The sequence below is a fragment of the Prosthecobacter sp. genome, from assembly GCF_049294395.1.
Classification (GTDB): Bacteria; Verrucomicrobiota; Verrucomicrobiia; order Verrucomicrobiales; family Verrucomicrobiaceae; genus Prosthecobacter.
The window spans coordinates 13,173-25,665 of record NZ_JBAQCR010000004.1; the positions used below are offsets into that span (position 1 = coordinate 13,173).

Annotated in this window: 7 protein-coding genes; all 7 read right to left on the reverse strand. The window is 59.6% G+C overall.

The window, feature by feature from the left end; translation table 11 throughout:
- Positions 1 to 17: 17 nt before the first annotated feature.
- Positions 18 to 2,204 carry a DNA helicase RecQ gene (recQ, locus tag WAW39_RS00190; protein WP_422314535.1) on the reverse strand — a complete coding sequence of 729 codons (2,187 nt, stop codon included), beginning with the start codon at positions 2,202 to 2,204 and terminating at the stop codon, positions 18 to 20.
- A 50-nt stretch (positions 2,205 to 2,254) separates the two neighbouring features.
- Complete coding sequence (locus tag WAW39_RS00195) at positions 2,255 to 3,181, reverse strand: DUF1186 domain-containing protein (RefSeq protein ID WP_422314537.1); 927 nt, start codon at positions 3,179 to 3,181, stop codon at positions 2,255 to 2,257.
- A 120-nt stretch (positions 3,182 to 3,301) separates the two neighbouring features.
- Positions 3,302 to 5,335: an SUMF1/EgtB/PvdO family nonheme iron enzyme gene (locus tag WAW39_RS00200; protein WP_422314539.1), complete on the reverse strand. Its 2,034-nt coding sequence runs from the start codon at positions 5,333 to 5,335 to the stop codon at positions 3,302 to 3,304.
- Between the two features lie 421 nt (positions 5,336 to 5,756).
- The gene (locus WAW39_RS00205) at positions 5,757 to 7,025 is read right to left on the reverse strand and encodes a sialidase family protein (RefSeq protein WP_422314541.1); all 1,269 of its coding nucleotides are present in this window, start codon (positions 7,023 to 7,025) and stop codon (positions 5,757 to 5,759) included.
- Entirely contained in the window at positions 7,022 to 9,010 is a 1,989-nt protein-coding gene (locus WAW39_RS00210) for an FAD-dependent oxidoreductase (RefSeq protein WP_422314544.1), read from the reverse strand. The genes WAW39_RS00205 and WAW39_RS00210 overlap by 4 nt, the downstream gene beginning before the upstream one ends.
- Positions 9,011 to 9,047: 37 nt before the next feature.
- Positions 9,048 to 10,214, reverse strand: a complete 1,167-nt coding sequence (locus tag WAW39_RS00215; RefSeq protein ID WP_422314546.1) for a Gfo/Idh/MocA family protein — start codon at positions 10,212 to 10,214, stop codon at positions 9,048 to 9,050.
- Positions 10,215 to 10,219: 5 nt separating this feature from the next.
- Entirely contained in the window at positions 10,220 to 12,427 is a 2,208-nt protein-coding gene (locus tag WAW39_RS00220) for an RICIN domain-containing protein (protein ID WP_422314548.1), read from the reverse strand.
- Positions 12,428 to 12,493: the final 66 nt, after the last annotated feature.

A 12,493-nucleotide genomic window follows, 5' to 3' on the forward strand; every position in this document is an offset into this window, starting at 1 on the left:
CGGGCTCGCGCTCCCTGTTATTTCCTTGTTTCAAACGCCCGGAAATAATGCAGCACGGGATATTCGAAGCGGTTGCTCAGAGCTTCCTTCAGCTTGCCAAGGCTTTCCATCCCATGCTCGGCGGCTGCGGCGCGAAGTTCAGCTTCTTCCTCGGCGGTGTAGTAGTCTCGCGGATCCGCCTTCAGCTCTCCCTGCTGAATCGCCTGGGCCAGATGATTGTGGATGGTGCTGGTCACAAGGCTGCGCAGCGAGGCGATCTTTTCCGCGCTGTGGCCCTGGCGTTGCAGCCGCAGGGTTTCCAGCACCGTGCCGGTGAGTCCATCCTCGCTCTTCATCTTGGGTGGCGGCGGAGGCGGTGCCTCTTCGGCAAAAATCTGCGCCTCATGCGTCCCCAGCCATTGGGTGATGGCACCCATAAACGCCGCTCCATAGTCGGCCAGCTTCTGACTTCCCACGCCAGGGATGGCAAGAAAACTCTGTTCCGTTTGCGGGTACTGACGGCACATGTGCCGCAGACTGGCATCCCCAAAGACCACATACGGCGGCACCCCGCGCTCATCGGCAAGCCGTTTGCGCAGCGCGCGCAGTTCCTCAAACAGCGCCTCGTCACAGGCGATGCTGCCCGCTTTCGCGACCTTCCCCGCGCTCGTGCCAGTCTTCACCACCCCGTGCACGCGTGTGAGCATGACCGGCGTGCGGTTCATGAGCGTGGCCAGTCCCTTCTTTGACAGGCTCAGCGTCTGAAATGAATCCGCCGACGCTTCGATGTGGCCCAGTCGAATGAGCTGCCGTCCCAGCGCCGCCCATTCATCACGCGGCATGTCCTTGCCGATGCCGTACGTGCTGAGCTGATCATGATACCATTTGCGAACCTTCTCCGTGTTCGCTCCGGTGAGCACTTCCACGACATGATTCAGCCCCGTGCCAAAGCCGCTCTTCTGCCGGATGCGAAAGATGCAGCTCAGCAGCTTTTGCACATGCGTGGTCGCATCCCATATCTCGCGCGGCTGCAGGCAGATGTCGCATCCGCCGCAGTTGTCGCCCGGCCACTGCTCACCGAAGTAGTCCAGCAGCGCCACACGTCGGCATTCTGTGCCTTCGGCAAAATCAGCCATCATTCGCATCTGCTGCGCCGCAACCTCCGCCGCCTGCGCATCCGTCATTTCATCGAGGAACTTCAGATTCCTCACCAGATCACCGCGCGAGTACAGCAGCACGCACTCGCTCGGCAGGCTGTCGCGCCCGGCTCGGCCTGTCTCCTGATAGTAGCCCTCGATGTTCTTCGGCAGATCACCATGGATGACATAGCGTACGTCCGGTTTGTTGATGCCCATGCCAAACGCGATCGTGGCGCACACCACATGCGCCTCATCACGGATGAAGGCCTCTTGATTCGCAGCCCTCTCCTCCGGCTGCAGTCCGGCATGGTACGCCACCGCCTTCACACCCTCCGCAGAAAGCGCCGCCGCCAGGCTCTCCGCACTTTTGCGCGACTGCACATACACAATGCCCGCCTCATTCGGACGCTGACGCACAAAATCATAAATCTGTATCGTCGCCTTCGCCTTCGGCAGCACCGTGTAGCTCAGATTCGGCCGGTTGAAGCTCGCCAGAAAAACCTCCGGCTCTTGCAGATGAAGCTGGCGGATGATGTCCTCCCGCACCTGCTCAGTCGCCGTGGCCGTGAGCGCCAAAAACGGCACGCCCGGAAGCGCGTCGCGCAGCTGCCCCAGCGCACGATACTCCGGTCGGAAATCATGCCCCCATTGGCTGATGCAGTGCGCTTCATCCACCGCGACGGCGGTGACATTCCAGCGCTTCAGATCAGTGATGAAGTCCGCCATCATCACGCGTTCCGGTGCCACATACAGCAGCTTGTAGTGGCCTTCCTCCAGTCCCGAGCGGCGCCTCTGCGCTTCGCTGCCCTGAATCGATGAATTGATAAACGTCGCCGCCACCCCGCTCGCCACCAGCGCATCCACCTGGTCCTTCATCAGCGCGATCAGCGGTGAAATCACCAGCGTGATCCCCTCGCGCGCCAGCGCAGGAAGCTGAAAGCACAGCGACTTCCCCGCACCCGTCGGCAGGATCGCCACCACATCCCGCCCCGCCAGCGTGGCATCCATGATCTCCCGCTGCAGCGGGCGGAAGGTGTCGTAGCCGAAGGTTCTCTTCAGCAGTGCGGCAAGGGGTTCGTGGCTCATGGCGGATGCACCGTCAGTTTGAGCCGCTGCACTCCCGGCGCCAGTCGAAGCTACACAGCACCACAGCACTTTTTATGTTTTTTCCCCGAGCCGCACGGGCAGGGATCATTGCGGCCCACCTTCGGTGTCGCACGGACGACAGTTGTCGATTCCGGAGTATAGGTGTCCAGAAGGGGAGACTCCCAATCTTCGAACTGATCATCTTCATCCCCATCCTCTTGCTCATCAGGCTTCTCCCATGTGGCCCACCAGGACGTCTCCTGGATCGTGTCATCGATCAGTCCTGTGAAATCTTTCCAGTCTTCATTGCCTCCGTTGCCAGCAGACTCGATGAGTTCTTTCAAACCGTAGAACCACGGATCGCACAGGTTCTTGTCGATCGCCTTTTGAATCAACGGCACCGTGCTCGCAAAGCCGAGATCGGCGCATAGCACGGTCCAGCAGTCCCAGAAGACACCAGGCTTGCGCCCCAGCTTGCCACCAAGCAGTTCTGTCGCGTAGGCTTCCAAAGCCTCGCGGGAGATTTTACCCTCCACCAGCAGGCACTGGTAGCATAAGGTGGCGCTGCTCCCGCGCACATACTCATACACCTTGGTATTTTCCACCAGCGCTCGGAGTGGGGCATCGTCGCCGTCATACACACTGGCGAGAATGTTGCCCATGTCCCCTGTGATCATGTCTCCAAAGAGCTCGTCGATCGTGTCTTCCGGTCCCGCGAGCAGCGTGCACAGCGGCTTGAAGGCCGCCGTCACTCGAAACTGCGCCAGCAGGTAGGAGGCAAACGTCACCAGCTTCCAGTTGCCGCCTTTCAGGTAATGTTCGGGCCGCTGCGTGGCATCTGTCAGCACCTCCAGCAGGGCAGGCGTCATCTCCTCCTGTCTGTCGATCATCTCCTGGATGATGTCTCGCGGATATGGATGATCAGGCGCATCCACCAGGCGGATGAGCAGTTCTGCAGGTGTGTCGGAGAAGGGCATGGTTTTTGGCACGTGGGCGGCAAAAGTCTAAAGCAGCCTCTCTCACGCAAGCAGACAGTTGCCTCAAGCAAGATTCCACCCGTTCCATGCAGGCCGTTAAAGAAGACGCCAATTTCGTCTTCAAGGCCTGTCAGGCAATGCCTTCAGCCACGCCAGATTAAAAACATAATGATTCTTGCTCGTGATGAGCTGGACATTGCCATCCCGCGTCTGCGTGGCGGAAAGATACCCGCAGGGCTCCGCCATCGTGTCACTCATGACGAACATGACACGGTCAATGCCGTTGATGCTCTGTTCCTTCCCTCCCGGTGTGATCAGTTTCCTCACTGGCCATGTCTTGCCCTCATCAAAAGACACCGCGGCAAACATGCCATAGCCGGTGAACTCGCCTGTCTTCGACTTAAATTTCATGCCCTTCCTGTTTTTCCAGTCTCTCCATTGATCGGTGAAGCTGCACAGCAGGATGCCGCCTTCTTTCAGCCGGATCATCGCAGCACGCTGCACACTGCTGATGGCAGGAAACTCACTGGCGGCATACGTCCACGTCTTGCCCAGATCACTGCTGTAGCTGATCGGCGTTTTGAAATCAAACTTCGCCTGATCCTCGGGCGGATCGTTCCGGCTGAAAGCCATGATCCTGCCATCACCAAGCTGCACAATCGGCGCATGAATCCCCGGATGGCGAAACCCTGTGCCACCTGGCCGAAAGTCACTCGGCCTTTGTTTCACGTCATTGAAGGCCCACGTCTTGCCATCATCATGGCTGAAGACAAGACTGCACTGCCGCGAGTCATTGGTGATGACCAGTGTGCCATCCGCGAGACGAATCGGTTGATTCCCAAACTCGCCCACCGGCTGCATGATCAACGCCTTGCTCCAAGTCGCACCATTATCAGTGGAGGTGCGCACAAGATTCTCATCCCGGCCACGAGCAAAGTGAAACAGCGTTGACTTCCCATCCCACCAGATCTTCGGACCATGATCATTCACGTCTGCACCATCCCAAAAAGGCGATGCCGGCTCCCATTCGTTCGTACCTCGGCGCAGACGGCTCGCCACGTTGCAAAGCTCGCTGCCTCCTTCATCCACGCAGGAATACCACACCGCGAGCAGATCGCCATTGGGGCATTCGGCGATGCCCGGGCTGTGGTTGTGCGCTGAAAACAAAGGCCCAAACGAATTCGGGGCAATCTTCACATACGGCCTCGGTGCGGCAAAGAACGGCGGCTCATTGGGGCCCGGCATGTCATGCTTGAGCACCCCCTGCTGCACGTTTTGCGCATTCAAAGGAGGCGTGGCTGCAGGCAGCATTTTCCCAGCTGGCAGATCGCCCAGCACCACCCGAAACCCCACCTTGTCTGTCTTCGTCTGCGGCAGCCATGAGGTGCGGTTCGCCGAGCGCAGCAGTCGTGCAAACATCGAATGATGCCCGCCGCGAATCACTCGGAAATCACCCTTACTTCGGCCCAGAGGATAGGCCTGCTCACCGGCTTCATACGGCCCATACCAGTCCTGGCACCACTCGGCCACGTTGCTGTGCATGTCGTACAGCCCCCACGGGTTCGGTGCTGATTGCGCCACCTGCAGATTGAGTTTCTTCTCATCGCGGTACTCCTTCGGCAGCGGCGCATCGGCAAAGAACCGTGCACGGACTCCTGCCTTGTCGGGCCATGGTTGAAAGCCCTCAGGCAGCGCATCGCCCGTGTAAAACAGCGTCGTCGTGCCCGCACGGCAGGCGTACTCCCATTCCGCTTCAGTCGGCAGTCGGTAGGTCTTCCCCTCCTTTTTGGTCAGCCATTCACAGAATTCCTGTGCCTGCTCCCAGCTCACTCCGCTCAGCGCATCGTCATCCTTGCCACTGCCCTGACGAAACACCGGCTTGAACTGTCGATACTGCCCCAGAGTCACTTCAGTCACACCCAAATGAAACGCCCGCGTGATCGTGACCCGATGCGCAGGTTTCTCATCCCAGTCCGCATCATCAAACTTCGCCGGATGCTTCGTGATTTTGTAATCCGCCGCCGGTCCATCCTGCCCCATCGTAAATGAACCCGGCTCGATGCGAACGAACTTCATGCCGATGGAGTTGGTGATGGACTCGGCGGCGTGCAGGGATGTAAGTAGTGCAAGGCTGATAGCTAAAGATCGTGTCATGATTTCGAAGGGGAGTAAGCAGCAGGAAACGCAGCGGCTGCAGAGTCTGTGTCACCTGAATATGATAGCGCTGAGCTATGAGACGCCAGCCTCAGTTCTTTTTCAGCACAATTCGGAAAGGACACGGTGGCAGGCCTGCGCCGTTCTCAATGGAGATGATAGGATTCTCCGCCCATCCTTCCACTGTCCATCATCTCCTGCCTTGGTGGTCTGCGACTCAGTGGCAAAGACAACAGTAACTTCCTCCCCCGGCGCAGCCCACCCCACATCGGCACCGGCGTGTCTGCCTGCACCACCATGTGGTCAGAAAAAAGCGCGGGCAGCTTCACATCCGCACGGGCCAGTGCGGTTCAGGAGAGAAACAAGACAAGGGCAGTGGTTGTTTTCATGGGAGGTCCGGTGCTGTGAACGCCGGGCGCGATCACTTCTTCTGGGTTCCTTTGCTCTTTTCGAACGCCTCCTCCATCAGCTGCGGCTCGCGGGATTTGTGCACCCCGCCCTCAGAGTCAGCCAGCCGGTTGATCATCTGCTTGAGCTTGCTGCCCTCGCTCACGATCTTGCCCGCCTTGATGTCCGCTTCGGTGAACTTGGCGAAAAGAATCTCCTGTTCGTCCTTCTCATACCTCCCCCGGTCATAGGTCACGTAAATAAAACCGTTCTCTCCTTCGGTGCCATCCGGGTAGCTCACACGCTGCCGTTCATCCACCATCAGCTTGTGCGGCCACGTTTTGCCATCGTCCTCGGAAAGCATCGCCGTCATGCGGTCACGTCCTCGCGGCACATTATTCAGCACCAGCAGCAGCGCACCCGACTTCAGCTTGCGCAAAAAGAAGCGCGTGTTGAGTCCTCGCTCTTTGGTAAACGGCCCTTCATTCACCCACGTCGCCCCATGATCAAACGACTCCGCCTGCGCGATGCCATACGTCGTTCGTGCCATCATGATGAGGCTGCCGTCCTTGCGCTCCACCGCCATGTGCTCCGCAAACGAGACATCCTTGATGCTGAACTTCGATAGAAACTCAAAACTCTTCCCCTGATCGTGCGACACATAAAACTGCGTCCGCGTCCCTTGCTTCGTCTCCTGATTGTTGTCGATCGGCCGCAGCCAGTCGCCATTGGAAAGAACGGTGGGTTTGTTGAGCCCCAGCCCGAAGCCCGCCAGCACCGGCGCATTCCATTTTGGCATCGGGTCGTCAGGGTTCTCACAGCAGAACCCCCACTCCGAGCGGATGCCATCGGCGTGTTTGACCTTCAAAATGCGAAACACAAACCACCAGAGTCGCCCTTGAGGATCAATCCACACATGCGGATCGCCCGTGCTGCCTTCGAAAAACGTCGTCGGATCGTAAACCGCCACGGGATTGGACCAAGTCACACCATCATCATCGCTGGTCACCAGCAGCGCATGATTCCCGCTGCTCCCCTCGCTCAGCGGCCCCGCATACCATGTGGCCCACAGCCGGCCTTTCGCAGTGCGCTCGATGCTGGGAATGCCCTGCCACATGCGCATGCGCGGCCAGTACTTCGGCCCAGGGTTCACCTTGATCACGGGCGGCGTCCGCGTGGTCACGCCGAAATCCTCCGGAACCAAAGAGGTCGCCGGACTGTTCGGCGGGGCGGCCGCTATCGGTGGCGCTTGTAGAGAAAGCAGCGTCAGCAGCAGGGCAGCTGGGGTGGTGAACCGTTTCATTTGGATTTTGAAGTTGTGCTCACGTTTCCGCCAGGATCGATGCTCAGCACGCATCCTGCCTCCAGCAGCACCCGCTGCACAAGCGTGGGATCCAGCGCACGGGGCTGCACATGGTGTTGAATCGCCAGCGCTGCGATGGCCCCGACGGCCTGTCCCATCAGCATCGTATGCGGCTGCAGGCGTGTCGCTCCGTTCACCATGCGCGATTGCGAGATGTTTTTCTCAGCTGGCAGAAATCCGTCCACCTTCTCCGGAATGAAGCTTTCAAACGGGATCGCAAAGGGCCCCGAGCCCTTGCCACCAAACTTGTCGGGAATGTCGGACTCGCGGTCAAGCTCCAGCTCCAGCCAGGGCTTCGACATCGACCCGTGCATGTCCACCGGATAATCCCCGAGCGCGACCGTGTGCGGAAACTGCACCGGCCTGCCGTTTTTGCGTTCGATCTCTCGGGCCGTCATCGTGTGCAGGCCCACGATGCGCCGGCTTTCCCTCACATAGGGCATGATGGAAAAATGATAAAAAATCGCGCGATACGGCACGAGATCAGGTCTCTCGGCCAGCCACGCATCAATGGCCGCACGGTTATATGGCGTGTCATAGCCTTCGTCATTCGCCACGGACCAGTCCGTTTTTCCCAGCGTGTGCTGCATGAAATAAAGCAGGTGCAGCGTCTTCAGCCGCATCGCCCGGTTGGTCACCTCGCGGCGTGCCGGGTCTTCGATCTCGGCCACTGTCGCTCCATAGTCATTGTTGTAGTTGAGATGCGTGCGCGTGATCGGCGGCGAATCACCGGCGCGCGAGCTGTCAGGCATGCCTCGGTAGCCAATGAAGGTGGCCCACGTCCACGGCTTGCCCTGGGGGGCAATCTTGTCGCCATCCACCAGACTCTTCGCGAAAGCCGCATGAACCCTCTCCGTATACCCCGGTGGCGGTTGGAGGATGCGTAGCTCTTCAGGCACTCCCTTCGGATACTGCTTCACCACCGCCGTCCAGGTGTTGTCCTGCACCCGGCGCGTCAGGTCGATGCCATCGCTCATGCAGTTGCCCACGCGGTAGCGTGCGCCGGTCAGCGGGATCACATCCCCCCACTCCGTGGCATCAATCAGCATGCTGCATTGGATCGTTCGCGGCTGCCCATTCTTTTCAGAGCCCCCCGCCACTTCCACGCCTGTGACGGTGCCATTCTCCTTCATCACCTTCGTCACTCGCGCACGCAGCACCAGATCCAGCACACCTTGCCCGCGTGCATCGCCCAGCAGCACGTGCAGCAGATGCCGGCCCACGCGCGGTTCCAGGCACGTGTGGCTGTTCCAGTAAGCCGTCATGTGGTTGATGCCCAGCGCCTGATAATGCGCTGCCACCAGCCCGCACCATTCGCGGTAAATCCCCCGCTTGCGCACCAGCGTGCCACCCTCATCCATGGAGGTCACCGCCGCCGCATTCATCTGCCCGCCGATCCAGTCCGTCTCTTCTAGCAGCAGCACCGTGCATCCCATGCGCGCCGCCTGCACCGCCGCTCCGCATCCACCCGTGCCACCGCCTGCGATCACCACATCATAGCTGTTCTTCAGCTTCTCCAGCGGCGTAGCTTCCAGCGGCGTGGCACTCGCAGATTTCGGTGGCTCCACCGGCAGCCTTCCGGCAGCGCGGGCCAGCACGATCGCCACATTGCCGCCGCCGCATACACCTCCCGGCACCGCATTCTTCCTCCAGAAGTCCGGCGTCCCGATCAGCCCGCGCTCAATAAAGACGCCAATGGCTTCCTCCGTGGTCTTCACCGGTTTCATCACCTTCGCCAGTTCGACCAGCAGCACCGCCACCTTGGCCCCGTCACACTTGCCCTCTGGAACAGCATGCTTCAGCCAGTAATCCGGCTCACTGAGGATGCTCCGTTTCTGCAGCGCAGCGATGTTATCATGCGTGCTTTCGGGCTCGGCGGACACCACAGGCAAAGCCATCAGCAGCGCGATAATAAAAGTCCTCATTGAAAGGTTCATGGTGGGATAAATGGGAACGTTCGTCTCACCAGCTTGCCAGCGGATTCTCCTGGGTGTCGAGCGGAAAGCTCACACGCTCACCTTGGCGCACATGGGAGGCCATCACCGCCGTGATCATCTCCACCGTCAGGCGCCCGTCCGCACCACTGCACAGCGGCTGCCGGTTTTTATCTTCAATGCAGGCGATCAGATCCAGCGCACCCGTGGCATGACTCATCACCTGCCTTCCAATATCGGCCACAGGCTCCGCCTCACCCACACCCGCCGCACTGATCGGCACCCACGTGCGCGCTTCTTTCATCGGCTGAAACGGACTTCCCACACACAAGTGCGCCAGCGGCGTCTGATCCACGCGAATGTCGATGATGCCCTTCGTCCCGATCAACTGCAGTCCAAAACCCACCTTCGGATCGCCCGCCTCTTTGATCGAGTCGAAGTAAAACGGCACGCCAGACTCCAGATCAAATCGCGCATGCACCTCATTCCCCGCGATCGGGCCAAAATCGACTTTCGTCCGGATCACATCGGCCGGCCTGACGGGCTTCCCGTCCTGCATGATCTCAGCAGAGCAGGCCATCGGCTTGCCCGTTAGGAACACCCCCAGATTCAGCACATGCGAGCCGAGCACCCACAGATCCTCCATGCCGCCACGCTTGTCTTCCTTGCCACGCCCGCGCAGTTCCAGCAGCCGTCCAATGACACCCTCTTGCACCAGACGTTTCACCACCGGCAGAGTGGGATGCCAGCGGTTGCGATGCGCCAGTGCCAGTTTCACACCATGCTTCTCACAAGCAGCGATGATCTCATCCGCCTCCGCCAGCGTGCGGCAAAACGGCTTCTCCAAATAAATGCCCAGCGCACCGGAAGCCGCTGCCACCAGCACCATGTCACGGTGCAATCCCATCGCCGGACCAATCGCCACCAGGTCCGGCTTCGCCTTCGCAATCTCATGATAATCCGCAAATCCCTGCGTGATGTTCAGCTCCTTCAAAGTTGCCTCCCGCTTCGTCGCATCAGGATCAGCCGCCGCCACGATCTCTGTTCCCGGCACCTTCAGCCACATCGTATCCAGGCTGTGCCCATAGCTCCCCTTGTTGCCCAGCACGACCACTCGCCATTTGCGAGCGGGTTCATCAGCATGGGTGGCAAGAGCAAGGCTGGAAGCAGCAGCCATAAAATGTCGGCGGTTCATGATTTTCACAGCTTCGACCCCGTCATCTTCGTCCATGGACTCCACGCCCCCATCGCATGCTGCAAAATCTTGCGCTTCCAGATCTTGTTCATGCAGAAGGCATACAGCGTGTCCTTGTCCTTCCCGCCGATCGCCACCGCCGTCACGCGGCTGCGATCCGGCACCGGCAGAATGATCTGAGTGGGCCCATCGTCCGCGCTGATCTGCACCCCGCTCTTCGTCGCAATGAACTGCCGCCCCTCGATCGAATAGCACACACATTCAGGCCCCGCGTCATCTTCCCAATCCGCCACATGCAGATGGAAAAAGCGCTCCTTGTTTTTGAGCGTGCCATCTTCAGCAATCTGATAGCTGTACGCCCACTTCGAGTGCCCCTCCGCCACAGTCAGCAGCCACTGATCCGGCCGATACGCCATCCCCGTCGCAAACTTGATCCCCTTGTCCACCAGCGTCTTCTTGCCGTCCTTGATCAGCCACACCGTGCCCTCCTCCTTCGGCTTGTCACCATTCGTGGTCACATACAGCGCACCCGTCGGCATCGCCAGAATCGAGTGCCCCAGAATGTCCTCCATCACCACGCTGCTCGCACCACTGGCGTCAAAGCTCATAAGCTTCCCCGACTTCTCGGAGATCGTGTACAGCTTCCCATCCGCACCCATTGTCACGCAGTGCGCATTCGTGTCACCCACAAATTCGCTCACCTTCCCATCCAGCCCGATCCGGTGAATTTTGTTGTTCGAAGTGTCCGCAAAAAACACCTCGCCGCTCTCGCTGCACGTCGGCCCCCGCGTGCTCTTGAAGCCCTCCGCCAGCAGCTCCCACCCTTCGCCGGGAATGATCACCTCCTGCGCACGCGGCGCGCTCGGTCCTGCCTTCACGCGCTCCGGCCAGCCCTTCCATAGAAACGCCATCGCCTCCAGATAGTTCTCCCCATACCCCGCCACGTGGCGTCCTTCGATGCTGCGGAACTGATAGTCGTAGCCCGAAAACTTCAGTGCTTTGTCCATCTCAAGATCAATCAGATACCAGTCACCCGCGCAGTTCTCCATGTCATGCGTCGCCGTGGTCAAATACGCGCGGATCGGCTTCGCTTCAAATTTGCGCACCATCGTCGGAAACTCATGCCCGCCACGAAACGCCACCCAGCTTCCACTCGCCGCATACACCCGGCTGAAGGCTTCGGGTCTGTGCCACGCCGCCGTGAAAGCTGCAATGCCACCGCTGCTCCCACCCGAGATGCACCGGTCATTGCCATCCGTGGACAGCTTCAAATCAAACTCCTTCGCCACAAACGGCAGCAGCTCATCGTGCAGAAAGCGCACATTCTCATCGCCCACGCCATCATACTCTAGATCGCGATTCCGCCGGTCCATCGTCCCCTTCATCGGCGCTGGCAGCGTGCCCGGCTTCACAAACACACCGATCGTCACCGGCATCTCCTTCGTGGCGATCAGCGTCTCCATGAAAATCTTCTCCCGCGCATTGTAGCCATCCGTCTTCACGTAAACACACGCAGGCTTGCTGCCATCATACTGCGCCGGAATGAAGACCGTCACATCCCTCACCGTTCCCGGGAAAACCTTGCTCTGGTTAAACTGCGTCTGCTTGATCGTCCCCGGCAGAATCTCCTCCGGCTTGATCACCGGCGGCACATAAGTCGGCGCTGCGGCCGCAGCCTCATTCCCCGCGCTGGCGCTCCCCGCCAGCGGTTTGATCTGCCACTGCAAATGCTGGTCATTCGGATTGTGCTTCCACAGATCGATCTTCGCTCCCGGCTCCTTCTTTCCGCCCAGATCATCCATCCCCTGCGTCGGCGCGTGCTTCGGAATGATCGAGTATGATCCCGCCTCGTTCTTCTTGATCTGCCACAGCTGCCAGTCCTTGCCGCTGTCCGCCTCCAGCACAATGCCCGTCCCATTCTTCACTCCACCCTTGTCTGCCGCCAGTGTCAGCGTGCTGCTGTAAGATGGCTTGATCGCATAATATCCATCACCCTTCGGCGCGATCACCCACTTCTGGTTCGGCTTGCCCGCCGGATTGCCAATCGACACCCGCGTTCCCTCCGTCGTCCCCGCGTCCACCGCCTCCAGCACCATCGACGGAGCGCTTACCGGCACGATGACATACGCCCCCCAGTCTTCGGCAGAGAGGTGCGTGGTAAAACCAAGGGCTGCCGCCAGAAACGAGCGGCGAAGTGTTGCAAGAGACATCATGGGGGAGGGGAGTGAAAAAGAGGGAATGAAACGCGGAGCATACCGCATTCATTCCCTCCAAAATCG

Coding starts and splice junctions, on each gene's coding strand:
- recQ (WP_422314535.1), bottom strand. CDS start 2,204: ATGAGCCACGAACCCCTTGCCGCACTGCTGAAGAGAACCTTCGGCTAC.
- WAW39_RS00195 (WP_422314537.1), bottom strand. CDS start 3,181: ATGCCCTTCTCCGACACACCTGCAGAACTGCTCATCCGCCTGGTGGAT.
- WAW39_RS00200 (WP_422314539.1), bottom strand. CDS start 5,335: ATGACACGATCTTTAGCTATCAGCCTTGCACTACTTACATCCCTGCAC.
- WAW39_RS00205 (WP_422314541.1), bottom strand. CDS start 7,025: ATGAAACGGTTCACCACCCCAGCTGCCCTGCTGCTGACGCTGCTTTCT.
- WAW39_RS00210 (WP_422314544.1), bottom strand. CDS start 9,010: ATGAGGACTTTTATTATCGCGCTGCTGATGGCTTTGCCTGTGGTGTCC.
- WAW39_RS00215 (WP_422314546.1), bottom strand. CDS start 10,214: ATGAACCGCCGACATTTTATGGCTGCTGCTTCCAGCCTTGCTCTTGCC.
- WAW39_RS00220 (WP_422314548.1), bottom strand. CDS start 12,427: ATGATGTCTCTTGCAACACTTCGCCGCTCGTTTCTGGCGGCAGCCCTT.